The sequence below is a fragment of the Desulfobacterium sp. N47 genome (genome assembly GCF_051233685.1).
Lineage (GTDB): Bacteria > Desulfobacterota > Desulfobacteria > Desulfobacterales > RPRI01 > RPRI01.
In genome coordinates, this window is the sequence record NZ_JBAMMY010000037.1 from 1 (window position 1) to 22940 (window position 22940).

Below are 22940 nucleotides of genomic sequence, written 5' to 3' on the forward strand. Positions count from 1 at the left end.
ATATAGTCGTTCTTGATAATGAAGTAGCCTCCGACACTTGGGAGATACCCCCTCTGCCTAGTGACTGTGCTTCTACCGCCGCCCATAGACGAAGAACCTTCTCATCTAAATGTGAACGTAAATACCCATACTTTACCTTGATTTTCTCAACAGTGTTTGACATACATAATGCATATCATTACCGTAGCTAAATGTCAACATAATTGTTCAATTTATTATTGCTAAGTTACTAAAGGCTGTTATTGTCTGATAAAAAATATCCTGAGGAGAAGACGGGGCAAGGGCGATGATTTCATAATCTCCATGTGATCCCCATTTGGCCTGCATCATATCTGCCTGTGCCCCCATTGTGGGAAGCCCAGTGGAAGGACCGGCACGTTGCACATTAACTACAACACATGGTGTTTCCGTAACAATTCCAAGTCCTATGTTTTCCATCATCAGACTGAAATCCGGGCCTGATGTTGCAGTCATGCTTTTGACTCCGGCGCATGAAGCGCCAAGAATGGATGCCATTGTGGCAATTTCATCTTCCATCTGAATAAAAGTTCCGCCGACTTCCGGAAGCCTTTCAGACATGCGTTCGGCCACTTCGGTTGCAGGTGTAATGGGATAGCCGCCAAAAAACTTGCACCCTGCAGCAAGGGCTCCTTCTGCACAGGCCTCATCGCCTGTAATATAATGTGCGCCTGTAAGTACAGCTGGTTTCATTTATCCTCGTTTAAATATTTGATTAAGAGAAAGGGTCCCGGGATTCAAAAATTCGCGGGTTCAAGGTAAAAATAGCTCATAACCATGATCTCTCTGATCCCTTATGTTCACGTTGACGAACTGGCTTCTGTTGAATAGATTGCAAATTCCGGACAGATGATTTCACAGTAATGGCAGTTCACACAGTCATCCGGATTTTTTGCAACAGGAGGGTGATATCCTTTTTTATTGAATTTTGATGAAAATTCAAGCATTTGCTTTGGGCAATATTCAATGCAATATCCGCATCCTTTACATCTGTCATCAAGGATATATACCGTGCCCCTGGAAACTTCTATATCATTTGCATCAAACGGAACGCGCCAGAAAGTCATATCCATTATCCAAAATAGTTTTATATTGTTTAAAAGTGGTAACAATATACAGTAATAGCAGAAAAAATAGCAGAAAAGGTCAAGGCAAAATATTGTGCAAAAATGAATAATTCTTAGATACCCCCATGATTTTTTTATGGGTGTCACAATTTATTTTTGAGTTGCTGCATTTGAAATCAAATTATACGATTTTTTTTAAACGTATTAATCAAAATGATTAAATTGAATGCGATTGAGAAAAAAGCTTATAGAGTTTGTCTGCGGTTCCTATTGCAGCTTATTCTAATCTATTGGGTGGGGGTGTGTATGATTGTATTTTTTGTCTTCTTGACCGGGCTTATAGTTTTTGATATTATCCAAAACATAATTGAGGCAATTGCAAACCGTTTTACCATGCACGGATGCTCTTGTCGGGCATCCATAATTCCAGTAAGGTACAAACCGGGTTTCCGCCCGGAAACGTCGTGGGAATGACAGGCTTGTGAGTTTTTGGCTCAAACGCATATATGAAATTGCTCATATGGTAAATAAGGACAGCGGGCCCTTTAGTTTCTGATGGGCCGCCATCAGTAATCCGGACTGATATGTGAAGTGAACAAACTATTTTTTATTAATAAGGCTCATGGAAAAATCAAAAACAGAAAGATCAGGAATCGAAAAAGCCGGAGAGGGTCTGTTTAATTTTGCTATTGATCGTCAGGACTTAAAAACGATTATGTCGCTTTTGCCGGCGGAGGCGAAGATTAAACGGGAAACAGTCGAATATGAACTCCAGATATTGAAATTTATAAGCACCGGATGGAGTATAACCTATTTTCTTGAAAACTTTATGCATAAGGACCAACTTGCAGCGTTTTACTGGAAAGAGGTTTATCAGTATTCGCAAAACATTTTTGAAACAACTTATCTTATGATTGGTCAGAAAATTGACTATTTTCTTATATTAAAGCAACGTCTTGAAATGTATATAGAAGCTATGAAAAAACAGCCAAAAGCGCCTGAACCTGCAGTTATTATAGGGCCGGAATTTGCCAGGACCTGCGGGAACGTGGATGACATATTCACGGTAATGGCAGGTTCAAGGATGTTTAAATCGACAGTCGCCAGCGTCAAGAAATATTTTGATGAGATACGATTAGGGTGACGAGGATGAAACAGGCAAAGAATTATATCGTTGACATCAGCAAGTTTTAATTATAGTTTCAGGTATTTGTATGGAGCATGGAATACAGGGTTCCTGATTATACCCTGTATGATTTTGGAGGTAATGAAATAAAGCGCTGAATATTCTTGATCAACAAATCAAACTGCGGGCACGCTGAGGTCGGATAATGGGCGTTAATCTATTTAATTCGTTAAAAAACTGGCGTAAACAATTTATAGGAAAACTGGCCGTTCACCGTGAGCACCTAAAGCATGAAAAGGCCTTGATTAATGAAATTAACCGGATTCTTTCCGAGACCAAGACCAAAATTCCCCTGGTCCCAAATTATCGCGGTAAGCTAAAAAAGCCTGTTCTTCTCGCCCTGGAAACGATAGCCGGAATGACGGAACAAATTCCCGGCCCCATAAGCCTCGATCCTGCACTCTGGGGAAACTCTCCGGTTTTAAAAACCGTCTTCACAAGCCGCAATGAATTTTCACGGTGGTTTAACAATTGCCGCAGCGTACAAAATGCCTTTAAACAGAATAATTCGGACAAACTTTTCGGTTTGCTGGTCACACAATACAAGGAAAAGATCTCTTTCGGCGTGGAACTTATCGGCGAAATTGTGCAAAAGGATGTTTTGCAACAATCAGTATCTTTTGAAGAACCCATCATTGTTGTGCCTCACCCGGATATGGCAACCGCACAGAAAGAATTGCAGCACCGGATACTTGTTCTGTTGTTTACTCATGAGCTGGATAAAATTGCAGATTTGAAATTGCTTAAAGAAGAGTTTGAAAGACAGCAGGACATTCTTGAGATAAAGCTAAAGCTGTCGGAAGAAAATAAAAATCGCTCTGCAAAATTGGGCAACAAAAATGTTGCCAGTGAAGCAAAGCAGATTATCAATGATATTAACCGGAAAATAGAAGTGCTCGGAAGAAATCCGGACACGCCTGAAAGTCATCTCAGACACGTAACTGAAGTGTTGATGGATATTGACCGGCATTTAAAAATGATCCCACTTACTATTCGGCTGAACAATATGGGCATACTGGTTAAAGCGTCCTCTTCCGGACCATTTGACGAAATTTCATTTGCAGAGTGTACCTACAAAGGATCTCCCAAGAAGGCTGTTATTTGGGTGCAAATCAACAGGTCTTCATTGAATATGAAATAGATAGGGATAGAAAGGTAGATACCTTTTATAACAGATATCTTTTATTTGCAAAAAAGGGAGAGCAAAATGGATCTGGGAATTAAGGGAAAACTATCTGTCGTTACAGCAGGGTCACACGGTATAGGGCGTTCGATCTCTGAAGAGCTGGGCCGCAACGGTTGCCGTGTTGTGGTTGTGGCACGGGGGCATAATGACCTGGAAAGTACTGTCAGCGCCATAAAGAAAGAAGGCGGCCAGGCTACAATTGTAGATATATCTCAGACTTTTCCTTGTTATAGTACATAAAGAAATTCATATTGAAATAATTGAAACCGGTGTTGAAAGTAATTGGTGATTCGTTACAGAGTTGTCAGCATCTGGGCTACCGTCATCTTTATCCTTTCGGAAATATCCAGTGCTTTTTTTATATCTTGTTCAATTCCGGCCATTTCAACATAAAAAGGAGTTCTGTCAAATTTCATATACTCTTTACCACCGCATTGAGATTTAAACTCATCACATCCGGGGCTTAAGCTTTTTTCTCTGCCGGGCAGAACAAGCTCGTGGGGAAGGCCGTGCAGCCTGCATATCATAGGGCGATATGCGTATAAAACACACATTCCTTCATAATTTAAAGGGCACAAAAGATGAACCTGTGAACGGTATTTGTCCAGTTCTTCTGTCTGCCTGCAAATTAAAACCGCTTTTTCTTTTATTTCTTTCCTGTTTACCGCATCAAGTGTATCAAGACCTTTTTTTATATAAAGATACTCCGCAAATGTGTGGTGGTAAAATCTTGTAAAACAACAGTTGTCTTCACATCCAGTGCAATAAAATCCGTAATATCCGGAAAGTTCCTTATATTTATCATCCATTTTTTTATAGATTAACTCAAGCCTGTCTAAAATAACGGAGTATTTTTCTTCCTGGGATATTATGTTTTCAGCTAAAGAATTCATCTCGGTATAAGTCCATCAAACAAGAGGTGCCGGTAAAAAGATTTTTGAGTAAAGGTTAAGGGCATAACGATCAGTAATACTGGCAATAAAATCACACACAATTCTTTCATAAGTTTCTTCGCCAAGACTCTTTTTTTTGTATATGTCTATCATCTCCATATTTGACAGCTCCTCGCGAAACAATATTTTATCATCTATAAAATAAGTATATAGTTCCGATAGTATTTTTTTTGCTTTGACAAATTCGTTATGCACATTGGGAGAACGATAAACATTTTCATAAAGAAACTCTCTTAAATTTGTCATGGCGCTATAAATGTTGTCACTCATTTTAAGAACAAGTTTGCCGTCAGATTCTTTGCTGGAAAAAATAAGATCCTTTATCATAGTTGTTGCGCGTTCCGAATGTGTAAGACCGATAATATCGGAACACTCTTTTGGAATCTGATCTCTGCTTATTACGCCGCTTCTGATTGCATCGTCAAGATCATGGTTTAAATAAGCCATTATATCGGCAATACGCACAACCTGGCCTTCCACGGTAAATGCCAGCTCTTCCGGAGTATCAAAGGGAAGTATCTTGCCATATCCTTTTGAATGCTTCAAAATGCCATCTCTTACTTCATAGGATAAATTGAGGCCATTGCCCTTGTTTTCAAGATGATCGACAACTCTGAGGCTCTGTTCGTTATGAGAAAAATCGGGAGAATATATTTCTTTTAAAGCCGTTTCCCCGCCATGACCGAAAGGCGTATGCCCCAAATCATGCCCAAGAGCGATTGCTTCGGTTAAATCCTCGTTTAGTCTCATAGCCCGGGCTATTGTCCTTGCGATTTCAGCGACCTCAAGTGTATGTGTTAAACGCGTTCTGTAATGATCGCCAAGAGGTGATAAAAAAACCTGCGTTTTATGTTTTAATCTCCTGAATGCATTGGAATATACTATTCTGTCTCTATCTCTCTGGAAGGCTGTTCTTACCGGACATGGGTCCTCCTGTCTGATGCGTCCTTTGGATTTTGAACTGGGACAACCAAAAGGAGACATGAAACCTTCTTCACGCTTTTCAAAATTTTCACGAATTGACATACTTGCTTACCTGTTATAGGATTCTTTATCGACTTTATTAAGCTGTCAGATTTATCCACATGTATGGTGAATTGTAAAGAACTATTTGAAAGATAACGATTGAAAGATAAAATGGAAGGTCATCATTTAATTTTAGGACAAACAACCGATTTTATTACCGGTGAAATTTTAGAAGATACCCATGACGAGCGCTACAGGCAAAATATAGCCCGACTTCTGGTAAATAATAAATTATACGAAAAAAAAGATATCAAACCGCATTATGATCTTTTAGCCCAGGCCGGAGACAAGAAAGCAATAATCAAAGTGGATTTCCTCATATCGGTGGAAACCCGTATATGCATGATAATTAAATACGGTCCCGGTTCGATAACAACCCGTCACCGCCCTGCATTAGCGGTATCAAGACTTGTAGCCGGTTACCAGGTTCCGGTAGTCGCGGTTACAAACGGAGTGGATGCAGATATCCTTGACGGATTAACCGGTAAAATTATTTCAACCGGGCTTGATACTATTCCGGCAAAACCCGAACTTATAAAACTTTCGGCAGGATTTACTTTCCCTCTTATTTCCGAAACCAGGGCTGAAGCAGAATCAAGAATTTTATACGTCTATGATGTTGATGGAAGCTGCCCATGCGACAATAGTATCTGTAGAATTGAGTCTTAAAAAGGATTAAAATGGATCATGAATATTTTATGGAAAAAGCTCTTAATCTTGCGCAGACAGCACTTGAACAAGGAGAATTTCCTGTAGGCTGTGTATTAGTTCATAAAGATAAAATCATTGCAACAGGCAAAAGAGAAGGAACTGCCAAAAGCGTTTTAAATGAAGTCGACCATGCCGAAATAATTGCTTTAAGAAATCTTGCCGGAATGAAAGACTATAATGAAATAAGCAGGCAGGAAATAATAATTTATTGTACCATGGAACCCTGCCTTATGTGTTTCGGTGCCATACTGCTGGCCGGTATAGGGAAAATAGTATTTGCATATGAGGATGTTATGGGAGGAGGAACAAATTGTAACACAAAAGATCTTTCTCCATTGTACAAAGACAACAAGATATCAATAACTCCGGGAGTATTGCGCAAAGAAAGTCTTAATATTTTCAAAATGTACTTTTATAATCCAACCAATAACTACTGGAAGGGAAGCCTCCTGGCTCACTATACTCTTTCGCAGAAATCATAGGAATTGATGGTTAACGGAAAACCTTCAGCCCGTTTCCTTCTCAACGTCACCCATTTGAGCTGTAAGCATACAGATCAAGTCTACATTTGGCCTTTTGCCAAATATGTCATAGGTCAAATGGAGACTTTAATGAGTGACACCATTTGCTCTTCCCAAAGATCGAGGCGGGCAGGCACGAAAAACGAGCAAATCGGGCCTGCCCGAAACGATGGGCATCTTTAAACGAAAGGCAGAAATCATATGGGTGAAGCGATCCTTGAAACGCTCATGATTTTATAGCGTCGGACATCAGCTCACCCACCCGGCGGGTGAAACCGGCAGGGTCGTCTATTTTGCCACCCTCGCTGATGGTAGCAAGGTCAAACAGAAGTCGGGCGTAATCTTTGAGAACCGGCGCAGCAGCATCCTTTTCAAAGATCGAATTGATCTTATCTACAACCGGATGGTCCATGTTCAGTTCGAGAATCCTTTTTGTGTCGGGTGTTTTTTGACCCGAGGCCTTGAGAATTTTTTTCAAGTAGGCGCTCATGTCGGAACTGGCCCCGGAAAGACAGGCCAACGAATCGGTGAGGCGGGTGGACGGTTTTACTTCTTTTATGTTTTCTTCCAAAAGCAGACGGAGTTGCTTGAAAAGACCATCATATTTATCCTTTTTGTCATTGTCGACCTTGTCTAACACAAGGTCACCCTTTTCAGCACTTTTCAACGATTTGCCTTCGTATTCGGTGAGAGATTGAACCACCCATTCATCTATCGGGTCGGACATGAGCAGGACCTCATAATTCTTTGCCTTGAGCTGCTCCAAAAGAGGGCTGTTCAGGAGAGCGGCCATGTTATCGCCGGTGATGTAGTAGATTTCCTTCTGATCGGGCTGCATATTGTCCACATACGCCTTGAGTGAAACCCACTTGCCGTCTGATTTGCTTGTCTTAAATCGCGCCAATTCGGCGATTTTATTCTTGTTTTCAAAGTCTGTATGAATACCTACTTTAAGAACGGGCCCAAATTCCTCGTAGAATTTTTCGTATTCTTTGTCTTCCAGACCTTTCAGCAGTTCTAAAATCTTTTTGACAAGATTCTGGCGGATATTTCTCACCAGGGCGTTTTGCTGGAGAATCTCACGACTGATATTAAGACTGAGGTCCGATGAATCCACAACCCCTTTTACAAACCGGAGATATTCCGGCATCAGCTCCGCACAGTCGTCCATGACAAAAACCCTTTTGCAGTAAAGATGGATACCATGTTTTGCTTCAGGGTTAAACAGGTCAAGGGGCGCTTTGGACGGGATGTACAGAAGGGCGGTGTATTCGGTGGTTCCTTCGAATTTGCTGTGCAGCCTTGCCAGGGGCGGATTCCAGTCATGGCTGATATGCATGTAAAACTCTTCATATTCCTTGTCCTCGACCTCCTCCTTGGCCTTGGCCCATATCGCCTTCATGGTGTTTAAGGTTTCTTCCTTTACAACCTTGCGGGTGGTCTTTCCAAGGGGCTTGCCGTCCTTGTCCTTGAGTTGTTCTGATTCCGGAATGGGTTCTTCTTTTTCCACATCCATAACCACCGGATAGCTGACAAAATCGGAATGCTGCTTGACAATGCGTCTGATGACCCATTCATCCGTAAAATCCTGTTCCCCGTCTTCTTTTTTCTTTAGTTCAAGGGTTATTGAAGTTCCCCGGCTTTCCTTTTCAGCTTCTTCAATGGTATAGGTCCCGTCTCCATGGGATTCCCAGCGAACCCCCTTTTCCGATCCGGCCGCTCTGGTCAGGAGTGTGATCTTGTCAGCTACGATAAAGGCGCTGTAGAATCCGACACCGAACTGGCCGATCAGTTCAGGGGTAAGGGTGCCGCCCTTGATCTGCTCCATGGCCGCCATGAAAGCAGCCGTTCCGCTCTGAGCAATGGTTCCGATGTTTTCCATGACCTCATCATAGGTCATTCCGATGCCATTGTCCGAGATTTCAAATGTCTGTTTGATTCCGTCCGGGTTTAGCTTAATCTTAAATTCCGTGTCATTACCCAGAATGTCGGGGTTTGTTTGGGCCTCAAATCGCAGTTTGTCTATGGCATCCGACGCGTTGGATATCAGTTCGCGAAGAAATATCTCCTTGTTTGAATAAAGAGAGTTGATGATAAGCTTCAAAAGTTGCTTAACTTCCGTTTTGAATTCATGGGTTTCTGCTTGATTACTCATAATTCCTCCAGTCAAAAGTCAGTTTTCAGATACTATATAAATATGAACTAAAATGCGTGTTATTTTTAATTTGTCAACCCGTGTGGCTGTATTATGGGAGTATAAAATTAAACTTAACAGCATTTGTCATAAATCTGTTCCGATTGAATTAGGGCGATGGGTCAAGTCTGCTCTTGACTCACCTTGATTAAAATAGGCCGCTGACGATAAAGACGGCAGAACTGGGTATTATAGCATTTGTCATAATAATATTCCGATTGCTTGGTTGTAATTGGGTATGGGTATGTATGCTAACCGCAGAAAATTTGTTTAAGGGCTTCGATGACGCCCCCAAATTTTATAATATAGTTTTTACAGGTGGATACGATAAACGGCTTCGCGAGAGTAAATTATTTCGGGGCTGTTAGAATTACATGTAAGCGAATTTGCCACCGTTGGCAAAGGGCAGATTTGATTCCTGCGGATAGCATACGTACCCATACCCAATCGGAACAGATTTATGACAATTACTATATGCCTCTTAAACATTAACTTGCTTTAATATCTTTTGTACGTTATATTGTACAATAAACATTAAATACATGGAGGTACACCATGCAAAGACTGAGAATAAACGACGATATCAAGCCATTATCTGAGATAAGAACCGGCATCGCCAACTTTATTAAACAAGTTCATAATACGAAAAGGCCTGTTATAATTACTCAGCATGGAAAAAGCGTTGCTGTCCTTATTGATGCAATCGAATATGAAGCCATGCAGGAAAAAATTGAACTATTAACGGATATCCAGACATCTATAAACCAGATAGAAAACGGACAGGGTATAGATCATGTGGAGGTCATGGAAAAAGTTTTAAGCCGAGTTATTAAATGAATATCGTCTGGTCACCACTTGCAGTGGACAGGATTTCAGAAATAGCTGCATACATTGCCCAGGATAAGCCTTCAGCAGCAGAACAATGGGTTAAAACAGTATTTTCGAAAATTGGGCATCTAAAATTTTCACCGGAAATTGGCAGAATAGTGCCTGAAATTGATAACGGCCGGTTTAGAGAACTCATTTATGGTAACTATCGGATCATTTATCGTATCGAACCGGAACAAATATCTATCCTTACGGTACGTCATGGCAAACAGATATTGCCGATAGAGGAAATATTGGAATAAACATCCACTGTTGTGGGTTGCAAAAAAAGCCTCGCGCCCCACATATGGGTTATTCAAGCCTGAGCCTTTTGTTTTTTATCTTTCAGGTAATTAAATACTTCCATTGCTTTTTGTCTTGTCGCCTCAATGCTTCCGCTGTTATCAATTATAATGGTGGCATGTTGTTTTTTTTCTTCAATCGGCATCTGGGAACGAATCTTAAACATTGCATCTTTTTCGGAAATCAAGTCTCTTTCCATAAGCCTTTTTAGCTGGATATTTTCGGGCACATAAACAAGAATTACGTCTTCCAGTTTTCTATACATTCCGGCTTCAATAAGAAGAGGAATATCAAGAATTATTATAGAGCCTGGAGATGTCTTTCGTATATGTTCAAGTATTTCAGCCGTTTTTATTGATACAAAAGGATGTACTATTTTATTTAAAATTTCTTTTTTTTTGTAATCCTTAAAAATAATATCTCCCAGATAAGTTCTGTTTATCTCTTGATCAGGAAGAAGTATTTCTTTGCCGAAGGCTTCAACTATTTTATGCCAGGCCGGACTATTTTTCAAAACAGCTTCACGGGCAATAATATCGGCATCTATTATTACAGCACCGGCCTGCCTTAAAAACCCGGATACGGTGCTTTTACCTGTTGCTATCCCGCCTGTAAGTCCGGCTATGATCAAAATGTCTATCTCCTGTCTGAAAAGTATCAGTTGTTAAGTGTTTTGCCGGAGCCCTTGCTGAAAAGAACGAAATAAAGCATCACAGCGTAAAGGACTACAGCAGAAACAGCAAAAGGTTTAAAATAATATCCTAAAGGTGCAAGTATTACTACTGTAATCCAGTGAACGAGTATAATTGATTTAGAGTCAAGCATTATCGGAAAATCATTATATCTGCACAAAATAGCAAGCCCGCTTAAATTCCATCCATAAAGAGAAGCAAAGGCATGCAGTCTTAAAAGAAACTTCAATTCATCCTGGCTGTATCCGGGAAGAAATTTCAAAATGATGTAAAGTATTCCTGTAACAGCGGTAAAAAGCAGAAACACCATTCCCGACGATAAAAATTTTTTTTGCTGGGCTTTTATTCCAAGTTTTACAAAAAGCACGAAAATCACAACCACCGCAATAAAAAGAATTGAAGTTACAATAAGCTGGAACTTAGGTTTTTCGAACATGATAAACAGAAAAAATATTATTACTCCTAAATTAACAGCCCAGAAACCGGCATCTTTTAACAGGCGTATGATAAATCTTACATTGTTTTTCATGAGTGAAAACATTACAGACATTGTTATCAATGACAGCGGAAAAGAAAATCCCAAAAAGAACGTGTCCATTGTAAGTTTTGGAAAAGACACATATTTTAAATATTCATTATTTGCGATAACAAGGCTGGATACAACAAGTCCGATTGAAAGACATAAAAGGGACGCCTGATGAAAATTTTCGGATACCGGCGATAAATTGAAAAAATTGTATGGAAGAAAAGTAAATCTCTTAATCCTTATTTTTTCAACAATTACTGCAAGCACTAAAGCTATCAGCATCGAAACGGGATAAAGTTTAAAAAAGGCACAAACTGCATAACTTAAGGCAAGAAAAGAAAAGAAAAAGGTATTTAATGAAAGCCTTTCTTTACCTTCGGTAAAATATAAAAGTATTGTTCCGCCGCTGCACAGATTAAAAAGAAATATATGAAGCCTTTCAAAATTATATATTTCCCCGTGCAGTATAAATATATGAAGAAAGCCGAAAAAAAGCGCCAGCGTCATTAAAATCATCAAAAAAACTTTTAGTCTGGCTGTCATTTTAATCCGGCTATTTCCATATTGCTTTTATAAGGATAAACCCAGCTTTGTATCAACGTAATCAGAAGCTAAGTTTACAATTTCAGATATTTCTTCTGAGACTGGAAGGCTGTTTGCTATCTTTGTTATATAATCATTTTGCTTTATTATTTTAAATGAAGGTATGAAATTTATATCAAACACCCAGCTTAACTGAAGAAGTTTAAAATCATTCTTTGTTTTTAAATCTTTCATGTTAACAACTATTTGTCCGGAAATGGCTTCAATAATTTTTTTCGAAAATACCGGTTCATCAGGAAGATCCAGATCCATAGTGTTATTAGACCGCTTCCCATTGTAATAATCAGCAAAAAGGTTCCATATATCAAGCTTATCGGCATCCCGGATAAGTTTGATAAAAAAAAGAGTCCTTTCATCTTCTTTGGGAAGAAATAAGGCATTGTGATGAGCTATGGCTTTTGAAATCAGGCGTTTGTCATTTCCTGGAAATTTACTTAAAACTTTATTGACTCCCAACTGCCTCAATCCCAGTCTGGCGTGATTTTCTGAAACTGAATCAACGAAAGTACGATATAACTCATATTGCCTGAATCTTCCTATATCATGTAATAAGGCAATGATTTCTGCAATTATCAAATCATGCGGACTAAGACCAAGCTCTTTGCCTATCATTATTATATTACTGCAAACACGCTTTGTATGCTGTTCTTTAAGATATACCGGCTGGTTATATTCCGGGTCATCTCTGTAAAAACCCGATACATAACCGGTAAACCAGTTTTTTATAATATTTACAGTATCTGTATTCATAGAAATTTCTTTTCGATGAGATCAGCAACACCTTTTATGTCTTCATGAGCAAATTTTGGAATATCAAGATCAATATCGTCATCAGTTACAAGCGCTATAAGGTTATTATCACCCATACAAGCCGGCTTGTCGTGCCTGGCTTTTCTGAAAACTTCAATTTTAGGTTTATTTTCCTTTTTGAATCCTTCGCATATTATAATATCCACACCTGAAAAATAAGTTGCAACCGAATCAAGTGTTTCATTATTATTTTTTTTATTTATCATGATGCGTTCATTGGAAACTATTATCACGGCATCAGCTCCGGCATCCATATGCCGCCGGCTGTCTTTTCCCTTTTTATCAATTTCAAAACCATGTGCCGCATGTTTTACAGTACCTACTTTATATCCCCTTTTATTAAGTTCGGGAATTAATCTTTCCACAAGAGTTGTTTTGCCTGATTCCGCTTTGCCGACTATTGATATTATCATGGGTATCATTATTTATCGCCTGAATAGTTATATATTCCCGTTACGGTAATGTGAGGTAAATTCCCGCCATCAGAAGAAGGCTTCAGTTAAATATTATTATTAGCCAAAAGGGGTCAAGGAAATAATCACCTTTATCGAACATAAAAAAAACGAACTTTCTTTAAATGCATTAAGATCTACCTTATCTGCTAAAGGATTTATGAACCGGACTGCTTATGAGCCAGCTCTTCCATATTTCATTATCCATCTCACAGCATCAAGAAGATCGGCGGCAACATAATCGGGCAGCATTTTCTTTTCTTCCAAAAAACTAATCGCTTTAATGTAATTTCCGGTTTTGACAAGTATGGTGTATTTGCATCCGGCTCTTTTAGCACATTCAATATCCTTTGCGCTGTCGCCAACCATTACAGATTCGGCGATATTTATCTTATATTTTTTTACTGCCTGATGGATGAGTCCGGGCTTTGGCTTACGGCATGTGCAGGCTTCTTCGGGTGAGTGGGGGCAGAAGAAGATATCCTTTATTTCTCCACCTTCATTCTGTACAGCTTTATTCATCATCGCATGAATATATTCAAGATGTCCGGATGTTGAGATTTTACGGTTTATCATGGACTGGTTTGTGATAACAATGACATGGTAATTGTTTTCAGAAAGACATTTTATAGCTTCAATGCTTCCGGGAATAAATTCGAATTCGGACCAGGTTTTAATATAGTCCGGGGAATCTTTGTTGATCACTCCATCTCTGTCCAGAAAAACATATGTTTTATCAGCACCATAAGACTTATGCATAATACCCGGCTAAAGCCATAATCGAACTATTCAGCGATTGTAATAACACCGGCATACCCGTCTTTCGTTAGGATTTTTTCATATTTGGCGGTATCTTCAAGTTTTGAGCATAATCCTACGCGGACCCTGTAATAAATTCTGTTACCATCGTCAAAAACATTTATATGTGCATTTTTATACTTTTGCTCAAGCTTGGCTTTTAATCTTTCAGCATTGCTTTTATCTGCAAAAGACCCAACCTGGAAAGTAAAGTTTCCGGAGTAATAATCAAGTAAAGCAGCCTGGTCAGTTTCGGACTGCACTTCCTGGCCAATAGCAGCTATTTCCACAGAACCTGTACCCGGGCCAACTATTCCTATCCTTTTTGCCGCTTCATGGGAAAGATCTATTATCCTGTCTTTTACAAATGGCCCTCTGTCATTGACTCTTACAATTATTTCCTTATTTGTATCAAGATTTAATACTTTTACGATTGTCCCAAGAGGAAGAGTTTTATGGGCAGCCGTCATATCATGCATATTATAAGTTTCGCCGTTTGAAGTTTTTTTACCATGAAAATCCTCCCCATACCATGATGCTGTTCCGCGCTCATGATAACCTTTCGAATCGGGGATAGGCTGATACCATTTGCCAAAAACCTGGTATGGTTTAGGATAGCCGGTTGGCGGGGGATATTTCGTAGAAATCGAAACCGGTTGTCTTCCACCCGAACAGCTGAAAAGCAAAAAAAGGCTGAAAACAAGCAGTGAATAAATAAATTTATAATTTAACGCAGTAATATTTTTCATCAGATTATTTTTTTAATAATATCACTAATCCGTAGGGGCGTATGGCTATGGGCGTATGGCAATACGCCCCTACGGATTATGCAATTAAATATTTTATAAGTTATTATTTTTTATTGCTATTTTTAAAACATCGATCATTTTATCTGCAAAATGAAACTTGATGGCTTTTTGCACTTTTTTAGGTACTTCAAAAAGATCTTTTTCATTCCATTTCGGCAAAATAAGAGTTTTTATTCCAATATTATACGCTGCAAGAACCTTCTCCTTTATTCCTCCCACCGGAAGTAACTGGCCTCTTAAAGTAATCTCGCCGGTCATTGCAAGATATTTTTCTATTGGTTTATTTTTCAGCAGAGAATATATAGCCGTAAGCATTGTCACTCCCGCCGAAGGGCCGTCTTTAGGTATTGCGCCTGCAGGAACATGGATATGTATCTCATTATTTTCAAAATAGTCTTCATCGATATCCAGAAGTTTGGCATTTGATCTTATAAAAGTTAATGCAGCTGTGGCAGATTCTTTCATTACATCGCCTAATTGCCCTGTCAGGATTAATCCTCTTTTACCTTTCATAGCAGTTGCTTCAACAAAAAGAATTTCACCGCCGGACTGAGTCCATGCAAGGCCAGTAGCAACACCAGGAGTGGATGTTCTCGCAAGGACTTCAGGATACAGGCGTTCAGGTCCAAGATATTTTGATATATTCTGGACTTTGATTTCAACGTGCTTTGCCGTTCCTTCTGCTACACTGGTTGCAACTCCTCTGCATATTGTTGCTATTTCTCTTTCAAGATTTCTTAACCCTGCTTCACGAGTATAACCGGATATAATTTTCTTAACTGCTCCGGCTGAAAACACTATATTCCCGGATTTAAGCCCGTGTGCTTCCATCTGCCGGGGAATTAGATGACGGTTGGCTATTTTCAGCTTTTCATCTTCCATATATCCTAAAAGTTCAAGAACTTCCATCCTGTCTCTTAAAGCAGGCGGTATTGTGTGAAGAACATTGGCCGTTGTTATAAACATTACCTTTGAAAGGTCAAACGGAACATCCAGATAGTGATCGGAAAACGAAAAATTCTGTTCCGGATCAAGAACTTCAAGAAGCGCTGAGGAAGGATCACCGCGAAAATCGCTCCCTACTTTGTCTATTTCATCAAGCATGAAAATCGGATTGTTTGCACCGGCAGTTCTTATCCCCTGGATAATACGTCCGGGAAGAGCTCCGATATATGTGCGCCTGTGTCCCCTGATTTCAGCCTCATCATGAACACCTCCCAATGATATGCGTATGAACTTGCGCCCAAGCGCCCTTGCTATTGATTTGCCAAGAGATGTTTTGCCGGTTCCCGGCGGGCCTGCAAAACAAAGAATAGGTCCTTTGGATTCGGGTTTTAATTTTCGCACGGCAAGAAATTCAATTATTCGCTTCTTTGCCTTCTCAAGCCCGTAATGGTCTTCATCCAGCACCTTCCTCGCCTTTTTTATGTCAAGATTATCTTTTGTGCTATCGTTCCAGGGAAGAGTTGTGAGCCAATCAAGATAAGTTGATGCAACAGTGTACTCGGCGGATGAAGGGTGCATCCGTGAAAGACGGTTTAATTCGCGTTCAGCCTCTTTAAGCGCTTCAGGAGGCAGGTTTTTCTCCTTTACCTTGGTTTTATATTCTTCTACTTCAACACCCGAATCGTCTTTTTCTCCAAGCTCTTCCTTGATAGCTTTAAGCTGCTGCCTCAGATAATATTCTCTCTGGCCTTTATCCATATCCCCTTTAACCTGAGTTTGTATTTTATTTCCAAGCTCGAGGATTTCCAGATGGTGGGTGGCCTGCTTTGTAACCTCTTTCAATCTTTTACGCACATCTTCGGTTTCGATTATTTTCTGTTTTTCATCCAAAGTTGTATTGATAACCGAAGCTACCATATCAGCCAGCATCCCGGGTTCCTGAATCGATTTTGCCATACTGGCCATATCTTTTGGAAGACCGGGTGTCAGCTCAACGATTCTTGTAAACAGGCTTAACATATTCGAAACAAGTGCTTCAGCTTCTTTGCCTTTGGTCTCTTTATCCTTTATGTGTTCTACCCTGGCCATAAGGTAGGGCTTTCCCTCAATAAATTCTAAAACCCTGAATCTTGAAAGCCCCTGGACAAGAAGCTGGGTGCTGTTATCATAAGACTTTGCCATTCGTAATATTACGGCACTTATTCCAATAGTGTAAAGATCCTCTTTTGGATTGTAGGGCTCACTGCCAGGTTTTCTGGAAGCGATAAGACCGATGATACGGTCTTTAGACATTGCCTCATCAACAAGCTGAACAGATTCTGCCTGCATTGCTACAAGAGGCAAAGCCATTTTTGGAAAAAGCATACTATCAAACAACGGGAGGATCGGAAGAATTTCAGGGAATTTCTCTGTTTTTAAATCCAACTGTGGTTGCTGTTGATCCATTAATACCTCCAAACGGCTCTATCCAGAGCTTTTAAAAAATCAGGAATAAATCAGCGTTAAAACCGGTTTAAAACAAACTGGTTAAGTTTATCCATCGGCTATTGTAATTTTATGCATTTTATCAGACGATAATTTGGCAAGCCGTATCTGTAAAAAACCATTAGCATAGGATGCCGAAACATTTTCAGTGTCTATTGGAACCGGAAAATAAAGTATGCGCTCAAATGTTCCGTATTGTATTTCTGCAAGCCTGAATGTAGCATTTTCAATACGTGGAAGTTCATTGCGACTTCCTTTTATCCGAAGCGCCATTCTGCTTATTCCAACTTCAAGTTTTTCTTTGTCAATACCGGCGATCTCGGCAACAACAATAACCTCTTTGGCAGTCTCATAAATATCCATCTGAGGTTTCCATGCCCGTTCAGAGAAAGAAAACATCGGGGTCATCGATCTGAACATGTCTTCAATGGTTTTTTTTCGTCCTGAATCTAAAAATCCAAATTCATTGCCAAATTTAATTTTAATATAATCCATGTTCGGCTCCTGATATATAAGCTTAAATTTTACTTAGGCAGCGAGACCTTTAGCAACATCCGCATAAAATCATAGAAATATTAACCGGCCTTTTGATTACAGCGGCAGATTAACTTACAACTAATATATAAATGAAATCCCAATAATCAAGTTACAAAAATTCAATGCCTAACAGCTCTTAATAATTTCTGAAAATATATTAAACCGGAAACAACACAAATCTTTATCCTTTTGCGCCTGAATGCTTATAGATAATGGTTAACATTATATTATTTCCATGGCAATAATTATATATGCTTTTTCTGCCTGGCATGCATCCGAAAAAAATCTTTGACCGGTATTTGAAAACATAAGCGGTCTTGGCCACACAAGACAAAAATAGAAATGGTCTTTTTATCAGGAATGATTTTTGGCTTGACAAGAAAAAACTGATGATTAACTTTTCCACAGGCAATAGAACTACCTATATAATTAAAATTAATTAATAATTACTGACTATATTATCAGAGGAGGATATATTATGACAAGTATTGTAAGATGGGATCCCTTTGTCAGTATGACAAATTTTCAGGATCAGATAAATCGGATTTTTGATGATGTTATGCGTTCAAAAGATGTTGAAGATGATGTTAATCTTTGCACCTGGAAACCGGCAGTTGATATATATAATGATAATGGTTCCATAAACATAAAAGCGGAACTTCCCGGAGTGGATAAGAAAGACGTTTCTGTGGATATAAAAGATAATACAATCACCATTAAAGGTGAGAGGATTATCAATAATCAGACAAAAGAAGAAAACTACTATCGCAGGGAAAGAAAGTCCGGATCATTTTACAGAGCGTTTACTCTGCCATATGCTGTTAATGCAGACTCGGTAAAAGCAAAATTTAAAGATGGAATGTTAAAAATTGAAATTTTGAAACCTGAAGAAGAGAAACCCAGGCAAATCTCTGTAACTCATGAATAAGATCTATAAATCATGGAGAGTCCGCATTTTACGGGCTCTCCATGATTATTAAATTATATGAAAAATGCACCCCCATTTATAGGGTTTGGAAAGTAAATTAAATTATTTCCCATTGATATTTAACATTATTTCCTTGAAACTTTCCACTGCCGCTTCGAGATTTTCGATGATATCATTGGCCAATAAATCCGGGTCGGGCAGATTGTCGAGATCGGCGAGGCTTTTATCTTTGAGCCAGGTAATATCCAGACTGGTCTTATCGCGGTTTACAATTTCATCGTAAGTGAATTTACGCCAGCGCCCTTCCGGGTTTATCTCTTCATGCCAGGTTTCTTTTCGTTTATGTCGGTTACCGGCATTATAATATTCGATAAATTCCGCAAGGTCTTCAAGCTTTAGCGGTGATTTTTTCAGGGTATGACGGATGTTGGTACGGTAATCATATATCCAGACCTCTGATGTCCAGGGATCTTTACTGGCCGGTTTATTATCGAAAAACAGGACATTAGCTTTGACACCCTGCGCATAAAAAATTCCTGTCGGCAGTCGTAAGATTGTGTGCAGATCGGTTGTTTCGAGCAATTTTTTCCTGACGGTTTCGCCTGCGCCTCCTTCGAACAATACATTGTCAGGCAAGACAACAGCCGCTTTGCCGCCGGTTTTTAGCATAGTACGGATATGCTGAACAAAGTTAAGTTGTTTATTGCTTGTCGTTGCCCAGAAATCCTGCCGGTTGTAAGTAAGGTCTTCTTTTTCCTGTTCGCCTTTTTCATTGGTAAAGGTCATGCTGCTTTTCTTTCCAAAGGGCGGATTGGTAAGCACGTAATCCACACGCAAACCGGTATCTGCTACAAGTGAATCGGTGGGAAGAATAAATGTCTCTGAATCAATATCGCCGATGTTGTGCAGGAACATATTCATCAGCGCCAGCCTGCGCCTGCTACGATTTCGTTGCCGTAAAAGGTTTTGTATTTCAAATACTCTTTTTGTTCTTTGGTCAGCGTGAAGTTTTCAGAATTGGAAATGTAATCGTAAGCAGCCAGAAAAAATCCGCCGGTGCCGCAGGCAGGATCGGCAATGGATTTCATCGGCTGTGGCTGCACACAGGCAACCATTGCCTTAATCAGGGCACGCGGTGTAAAATATTGCCCGGCGCCGCTTTTGGTATCCTCGGCGTTTTTCTCCAACAAGCCTTCATAAATCTTGCCTTTGATATCTGTGCCCATTACAGTCCATTGCTCTTTGTCGATCATATCAATCAGCTTAAAGAGCTTGGCCGGGTCTTGAATCTTGTTTTGGCTTTTAATGAATATCTGCCCCAGAATACCTTTTGAATGAGACAGCTCACGAAGCAATGTCGTATAATGCGATTCCAATTCAGCACCACGTTTTACAGTAAGGCTTTCCCAGGTGTATGCTTTCGGAATATTTAACTCCCGGTTATGAGGCGGTTTGCTGAATTCATCGGCCATTTTCAAGAATAGCAGATAGGTGAGCTGCTCCAGATAATCGCCGTAACCCACGCCATCGTCGCGCAGTGTGTTACAGAAGCTCCAAACTTTGCTGATAATACCGGATGTGTTGCTGGCTTCGTTACTCAAATTTTTTGCTCCTGTGTAATAAATTCATCCCAACCTCTCTCACTATACGAAATAAATCATAACATTCTAAAATAAAAATGTTTTATTTCTTTTGATGGGTATTCATAGTTCAAACTATCAAGTAAGTCACGAGTGTTGTAAAATACCCATAAAAAAACATAACGCATTAGACTGGGCTATGCAGTTATATAATATTAAATTTTAACAGTGTGTTATATCCAATTCTGTCTTTGTCTTTATCTAAAGTTTATCTAAAGTTTATCTAAGATTCATGCTGTCCTGACCCATTTAGGATATCGGTTACTGCCTTGATTTTTAATGGTTTTATCTTTTTTTGACATTGCATAAATCATATTACGGATCTTATTCTTTTTTTGATTTTCATCTAAAATGCCCGGCAAAATATCCAATAATAGTTTATCTATATCTTCTTTCGATGCCTTTTTATATTTATCTAAATACTTAAGGATCAGTGTTTTGAAATGATCATCTTTTAACCCACGGTTTTTGATATAGTCGGCCTGCATGTTCGTTTTTTCGGCAACGTCAAAAGAGATGTGATAATTCGGTTTTCTTCCTTCTATGAGCCTTTTCCCTTTAAGCCGCTTACTCTCAGAGTCAGTTAACTCCTTCTTTTTCTGAACCTTATCGAGAGCAATAATATCATCAAGATCCAAATCCAGTTTTTTCGCCAGCACTCTTGCGAAATCCAAGTCAAGAACCTTGCCGATAATCGTTAATTTAACCCTTTCCTTTGACAGTTCATACTCAGGCAAAGGGAAAAACCGGACTCTCTGATAATTGAACATCTTTCTGATGCCGCCGCCAGCCGTATCAACCATCTTTAAATTGAACATGGCCGTAGCCAAAAATTTGTTCCGATAATGCTCTTCGGGGGCATCTTCCCTAACTACCCTTTCAACAGAACCGGGAATGAAGCTGCCAAGATTTGTGAAGACTAACTGATCATCCATTTCTACAACATTAATACGACCTCCCTTGGTATAGTCCTGATGGGCAATACAATTATTGACGGCCTCGCGAATAATAAAGGGCTCATATTGGTCAACTTCATCAGGAAAGAGGGTGCCGTCTTTCATATAGCGATACTTAAGATTGCGGATTTTCGAATATATTTTGTCAACCGCCAACAATAATGGGCAACTTTCTATATGATAATCCTTATCGTTCCCTTTGGCATCTTTAAGCACCCACCGTATTTTTGCTTCAGCAGGGCTGATAAAATGTTCCGATTCCGACTTGCCCAGCAATATTATTGCGGTACGGGTGATTTTTCCTTTTATGGTCAATTTTGTTTTGTTCAAAAAGGTCAAATCATCCCACGAATCAACATCCACCGATAACGAAGAAAATTTATCCTTGTAGTTCTTTCGTGCTTTTTCGATTGCTTCAGGATCAAGATCATTTATGTCTGCATCACGCACGACAACTGCACTCCAGTCTTCGATCATTGCCTGTGACCTTATGCGTTCTATCTCCTCTATATTCAAAGGCGACAATTCTTCACCGTCCCGTCCGTACCAGTAGCCTTCAAATGCAATAGGTATTCCTTTTGGAGCTGCCGGTATATGAAACATGAGCACCCTACCTTCAGCCAGAAGTAATTCATAAATCTCAATGAAAGTAACTCGGTTCGTTGTTTTACCGGCTATTTCCCCTTTAAGGCTATCAAGGTCTTTACGCTCTGGACGAAACCTGCTTCCGACAATTGACCTTCCCCGATCCTTAATCCCAAAAATCAGCCATGCATACGGAGTGCCTTTAAGATTAGCTTCGTTCGACAACGCAGAGAAATATTTACCTATCTTGTGGAAATCATAACCGTTTTTAGCCTCTTTGAATTCAAAGACCTCCGTCTCAGCGGGCAAGCCCCGAAGTTCATTTAGTTTTTGTATCAATTCTTCTTTGGTCATAGACTTTTAATTATCTCCATTTTAGTTTCTTGAAACGAACCAAAACATAGGCCTACATCATCTGTACGAGACCTTTATTATTCCCCCTCCTTTTAGGGGAGGTGGCATTGTTTTACCACCCATTGATTTATCTGGAAATTGTTTCCCCTCCCTTGAGGGGAGGGGATTAAGGGGAGGGTGAATTAATTAAACCCTTCCTTATTACTTCAAGCACTCCGTTCATATTCATCAAAACCTCATTATCCCAGAAATGAAGTACCGTGTAACCTTCCTTTTGAAGCCAGGCATCTCTTTGTCTGTCTTTCAGAGCTTCCGCAGGCAAGGCATGATGACCCCCATCCAATTCAATAATGAGCCTTTTTTCAAGACAAACAAAATCGACGATGTACTGTCCAATAGGGTGCTGACGTCTGAACTTCATTCCTTCACATCTGCCTGCCCGCAGATGGCTCCATATGAGCCACTCAATATCGGTTGATCTTTTTCTGAGGTCTTTTGCGAGGTGGGTGAGATTTTGTTGTTTAGCTCCGGTATTTGGGCCGTTACTATTTTCACCCTCACCCTGCCCTCTCCCCTCAAGGGAGAGGGTGATCGAGGAAGACCCTGCTTCCCCTTCCCTGGGGGGTGAGTCCGGACTGGGAACAGTTACCATGCCCTTCAATTCTCCTTCCCTGGTGGGAGAGTCTATCTTGGGAACAATTGCGGTATCATTCACTTCCCCTCCCTTGAGGGGAGGGGATTGAGGGGAGGGTGAGCTAACTAACCCGCAAAGCCTCTTATATGGAGCC

General features: G+C 39.8%; 23 protein-coding genes and 2 pseudogenes. 8 read left to right on the plus strand and 17 right to left on the minus strand.

Annotated features, from left to right (window positions below):
• From VXK47_RS02140 to VXK47_RS02150, 3 genes and pseudogenes are all read right to left on the minus strand, one after another.
• A pseudogene (locus VXK47_RS02140) lies at positions 1-163 on the minus strand (ISAzo13 family transposase); the annotation flags it as partial.
• A gap of 44 nt (positions 164-207) precedes the next feature.
• Positions 208-711, minus strand: a complete 504-nt coding sequence (locus VXK47_RS02145; RefSeq protein WP_435547128.1) for a hypothetical protein — start codon at positions 709-711, stop codon at positions 208-210.
• Positions 712-818: 107 nt separating this feature from the next.
• The gene (locus tag VXK47_RS02150) at positions 819-1085 is read right to left on the minus strand and encodes a 4Fe-4S dicluster domain-containing protein (protein ID WP_435547129.1); all 267 of its coding nucleotides are present in this window, start codon (positions 1083-1085) and stop codon (positions 819-821) included.
• 622 nt (positions 1086-1707) lie between these two features.
• On the opposite strand from VXK47_RS02150, the gene VXK47_RS02155 reads away from it, so the two are divergent.
• From VXK47_RS02155 to VXK47_RS02165, 3 genes are all read left to right on the plus strand, one after another.
• Positions 1708-2229 carry a hypothetical protein gene (locus VXK47_RS02155; protein WP_435547130.1) on the plus strand — a complete coding sequence of 174 codons (522 nt, stop codon included), beginning with the start codon at positions 1708-1710 and terminating at the stop codon, positions 2227-2229.
• A 187-nt stretch (positions 2230-2416) separates the two neighbouring features.
• Positions 2417-3412, plus strand: a complete 996-nt coding sequence (locus VXK47_RS02160) for a hypothetical protein (RefSeq protein WP_435547131.1) — start codon at positions 2417-2419, stop codon at positions 3410-3412.
• A gap of 66 nt (positions 3413-3478) precedes the next feature.
• Complete coding sequence (locus tag VXK47_RS02165) at positions 3479-3697, plus strand: SDR family NAD(P)-dependent oxidoreductase (RefSeq protein WP_435547132.1); 219 nt, start codon at positions 3479-3481, stop codon at positions 3695-3697.
• A 53-nt stretch (positions 3698-3750) separates the two neighbouring features.
• Here the strand turns inward: VXK47_RS02165 and VXK47_RS02170 are convergent, their stop codons facing one another.
• A complete protein-coding gene (locus VXK47_RS02170) occupies positions 3751-4350 on the minus strand; it encodes a hypothetical protein (RefSeq protein WP_435547133.1) in 600 nt (199 codons plus the stop codon).
• Between the two features lie 15 nt (positions 4351-4365).
• Positions 4366-5436, minus strand: a complete 1071-nt coding sequence (locus VXK47_RS02175) for a deoxyguanosinetriphosphate triphosphohydrolase family protein (protein ID WP_435547134.1) — start codon at positions 5434-5436, stop codon at positions 4366-4368.
• A gap of 99 nt (positions 5437-5535) precedes the next feature.
• Here VXK47_RS02175 and VXK47_RS02180 point away from each other — a divergent pair, with 99 nt between their 5' ends.
• A complete protein-coding gene (locus tag VXK47_RS02180) occupies positions 5536-6105 on the plus strand; it encodes a type I restriction enzyme HsdR N-terminal domain-containing protein (protein ID WP_435547135.1) in 570 nt (189 codons plus the stop codon).
• A gap of 11 nt (positions 6106-6116) precedes the next feature.
• Entirely contained in the window at positions 6117-6629 is a 513-nt protein-coding gene (locus VXK47_RS02185) for a nucleoside deaminase (RefSeq protein ID WP_435547136.1), read from the plus strand.
• Between the two features lie 265 nt (positions 6630-6894).
• Here VXK47_RS02185 and htpG read toward each other — a convergent pair whose 3' ends face one another.
• Complete coding sequence (htpG, locus tag VXK47_RS02190; protein WP_435547137.1) at positions 6895-8823, minus strand: Hsp90 family chaperone protein; 1929 nt, start codon at positions 8821-8823, stop codon at positions 6895-6897.
• A 594-nt stretch (positions 8824-9417) separates the two neighbouring features.
• Here htpG and VXK47_RS02195 point away from each other — a divergent pair.
• Together VXK47_RS02195 and VXK47_RS02200 are read left to right on the plus strand one after the other, a co-directional pair.
• On the plus strand, positions 9418-9699 hold the full coding sequence (locus VXK47_RS02195) for a type II toxin-antitoxin system Phd/YefM family antitoxin (protein ID WP_435547138.1): 282 nt from the start codon (positions 9418-9420) through the stop codon (positions 9697-9699).
• Positions 9696-9992, plus strand: coding sequence for a type II toxin-antitoxin system RelE/ParE family toxin (locus VXK47_RS02200; RefSeq protein WP_435547139.1), 297 nt, complete (start codon positions 9696-9698; stop codon positions 9990-9992). Before VXK47_RS02195 ends, VXK47_RS02200 begins: the two co-directional genes overlap by 4 nt.
• A 53-nt stretch (positions 9993-10045) precedes the next feature.
• Here the strand turns inward: VXK47_RS02200 and coaE are convergent, their stop codons facing one another.
• From coaE to VXK47_RS02240, 8 genes are all read right to left on the minus strand, one after another.
• Complete coding sequence (gene coaE / locus VXK47_RS02205) at positions 10046-10663, minus strand: dephospho-CoA kinase (RefSeq protein ID WP_435547140.1); 618 nt, start codon at positions 10661-10663, stop codon at positions 10046-10048.
• A gap of 26 nt (positions 10664-10689) precedes the next feature.
• The gene (locus tag VXK47_RS02210) at positions 10690-11793 is read right to left on the minus strand and encodes a hypothetical protein (protein WP_435547141.1); all 1104 of its coding nucleotides are present in this window, start codon (positions 11791-11793) and stop codon (positions 10690-10692) included.
• A 27-nt stretch (positions 11794-11820) separates the two neighbouring features.
• Positions 11821-12603 carry an HD domain-containing protein gene (locus VXK47_RS02215; protein WP_435547142.1) on the minus strand — a complete coding sequence of 261 codons (783 nt, stop codon included), beginning with the start codon at positions 12601-12603 and terminating at the stop codon, positions 11821-11823.
• Positions 12600-13085 carry a molybdopterin-guanine dinucleotide biosynthesis protein B gene (gene mobB / locus VXK47_RS02220; RefSeq protein WP_435547143.1) on the minus strand — a complete coding sequence of 162 codons (486 nt, stop codon included), beginning with the start codon at positions 13083-13085 and terminating at the stop codon, positions 12600-12602. The genes VXK47_RS02215 and mobB overlap by 4 nt, the downstream gene beginning before the upstream one ends.
• A 204-nt stretch (positions 13086-13289) precedes the next feature.
• Positions 13290-13874, minus strand: a complete 585-nt coding sequence (gene gmhB / locus VXK47_RS02225) for a D-glycero-alpha-D-manno-heptose-1,7-bisphosphate 7-phosphatase (RefSeq protein ID WP_435547144.1) — start codon at positions 13872-13874, stop codon at positions 13290-13292.
• A gap of 26 nt (positions 13875-13900) precedes the next feature.
• Positions 13901-14662: a septal ring lytic transglycosylase RlpA family protein gene (locus tag VXK47_RS02230; RefSeq protein WP_435547145.1), complete on the minus strand. Its 762-nt coding sequence runs from the start codon at positions 14660-14662 to the stop codon at positions 13901-13903.
• A 93-nt stretch (positions 14663-14755) separates the two neighbouring features.
• A complete protein-coding gene (gene lon / locus VXK47_RS02235; protein ID WP_435547146.1) occupies positions 14756-17113 on the minus strand; it encodes an endopeptidase La in 2358 nt (785 codons plus the stop codon).
• 87 nt (positions 17114-17200) lie between these two features.
• The gene (locus VXK47_RS02240; RefSeq protein ID WP_435547147.1) at positions 17201-17647 is read right to left on the minus strand and encodes an Hsp20/alpha crystallin family protein; all 447 of its coding nucleotides are present in this window, start codon (positions 17645-17647) and stop codon (positions 17201-17203) included.
• Positions 17648-18167: 520 nt separating this feature from the next.
• Here VXK47_RS02240 and VXK47_RS02245 point away from each other — a divergent pair.
• Positions 18168-18617 (plus strand): Hsp20/alpha crystallin family protein, encoded by a 450-nt coding sequence (locus tag VXK47_RS02245; RefSeq protein WP_435547148.1) that lies wholly within the window; start codon positions 18168-18170, stop codon positions 18615-18617.
• A 102-nt stretch (positions 18618-18719) separates the two neighbouring features.
• On the opposite strand, the pseudogene VXK47_RS02250 reads toward VXK47_RS02245, so the two are convergent.
• The 3 genes and pseudogenes from VXK47_RS02250 to VXK47_RS02260 all read right to left on the minus strand — a co-directional run bounded on the left by VXK47_RS02250 (position 18720) and on the right by VXK47_RS02260 (position 22867).
• Positions 18720-20140, minus strand: a pseudogene (locus tag VXK47_RS02250) (N-6 DNA methylase).
• 347 nt (positions 20141-20487) lie between these two features.
• Entirely contained in the window at positions 20488-22152 is a 1665-nt protein-coding gene (locus VXK47_RS02255) for an ATP-binding protein (RefSeq protein WP_435547149.1), read from the minus strand.
• 166 nt (positions 22153-22318) lie between these two features.
• Positions 22319-22867: an endonuclease domain-containing protein gene (locus VXK47_RS02260; RefSeq protein ID WP_435547150.1), complete on the minus strand. Its 549-nt coding sequence runs from the start codon at positions 22865-22867 to the stop codon at positions 22319-22321.
• Between the last annotated feature and the right edge of the window lie 73 nt (positions 22868-22940).

Excerpts from the sequence above, each read along its gene's own strand:
- VXK47_RS02145 (WP_435547128.1), bottom strand. The coding sequence starts at position 711 with ATGAAACCAGCTGTACTTACAGGCGCACATTATATTACAGGCGATGAG.
- VXK47_RS02150 (WP_435547129.1), bottom strand. The coding sequence starts at position 1,085 with ATGACTTTCTGGCGCGTTCCGTTTGATGCAAATGATATAGAAGTTTCC.
- VXK47_RS02155 (WP_435547130.1), top strand. The coding sequence starts at position 1,708 with ATGGAAAAATCAAAAACAGAAAGATCAGGAATCGAAAAAGCCGGAGAG.
- VXK47_RS02160 (WP_435547131.1), top strand. The coding sequence starts at position 2,417 with ATGGGCGTTAATCTATTTAATTCGTTAAAAAACTGGCGTAAACAATTT.
- VXK47_RS02165 (WP_435547132.1), top strand. The coding sequence starts at position 3,479 with ATGGATCTGGGAATTAAGGGAAAACTATCTGTCGTTACAGCAGGGTCA.
- VXK47_RS02170 (WP_435547133.1), bottom strand. The coding sequence starts at position 4,350 with ATGAATTCTTTAGCTGAAAACATAATATCCCAGGAAGAAAAATACTCC.
- VXK47_RS02175 (WP_435547134.1), bottom strand. The coding sequence starts at position 5,436 with ATGTCAATTCGTGAAAATTTTGAAAAGCGTGAAGAAGGTTTCATGTCT.
- VXK47_RS02185 (WP_435547136.1), top strand. The coding sequence starts at position 6,117 with ATGGATCATGAATATTTTATGGAAAAAGCTCTTAATCTTGCGCAGACA.
- htpG (WP_435547137.1), bottom strand. The coding sequence starts at position 8,823 with ATGAGTAATCAAGCAGAAACCCATGAATTCAAAACGGAAGTTAAGCAA.
- VXK47_RS02195 (WP_435547138.1), top strand. The coding sequence starts at position 9,418 with ATGCAAAGACTGAGAATAAACGACGATATCAAGCCATTATCTGAGATA.
- VXK47_RS02200 (WP_435547139.1), top strand. The coding sequence starts at position 9,696 with ATGAATATCGTCTGGTCACCACTTGCAGTGGACAGGATTTCAGAAATA.
- VXK47_RS02210 (WP_435547141.1), bottom strand. The coding sequence starts at position 11,793 with ATGACAGCCAGACTAAAAGTTTTTTTGATGATTTTAATGACGCTGGCG.
- VXK47_RS02215 (WP_435547142.1), bottom strand. The coding sequence starts at position 12,603 with ATGAATACAGATACTGTAAATATTATAAAAAACTGGTTTACCGGTTAT.
- mobB (WP_435547143.1), bottom strand. The coding sequence starts at position 13,085 with ATGATACCCATGATAATATCAATAGTCGGCAAAGCGGAATCAGGCAAA.
- gmhB (WP_435547144.1), bottom strand. The coding sequence starts at position 13,874 with ATGCATAAGTCTTATGGTGCTGATAAAACATATGTTTTTCTGGACAGA.
- VXK47_RS02230 (WP_435547145.1), bottom strand. The coding sequence starts at position 14,662 with ATGAAAAATATTACTGCGTTAAATTATAAATTTATTTATTCACTGCTT.
- lon (WP_435547146.1), bottom strand. The coding sequence starts at position 17,113 with ATGGATCAACAGCAACCACAGTTGGATTTAAAAACAGAGAAATTCCCT.
- VXK47_RS02240 (WP_435547147.1), bottom strand. The coding sequence starts at position 17,647 with ATGGATTATATTAAAATTAAATTTGGCAATGAATTTGGATTTTTAGAT.
- VXK47_RS02245 (WP_435547148.1), top strand. The coding sequence starts at position 18,168 with ATGACAAGTATTGTAAGATGGGATCCCTTTGTCAGTATGACAAATTTT.
- VXK47_RS02255 (WP_435547149.1), bottom strand. The coding sequence starts at position 22,152 with ATGACCAAAGAAGAATTGATACAAAAACTAAATGAACTTCGGGGCTTG.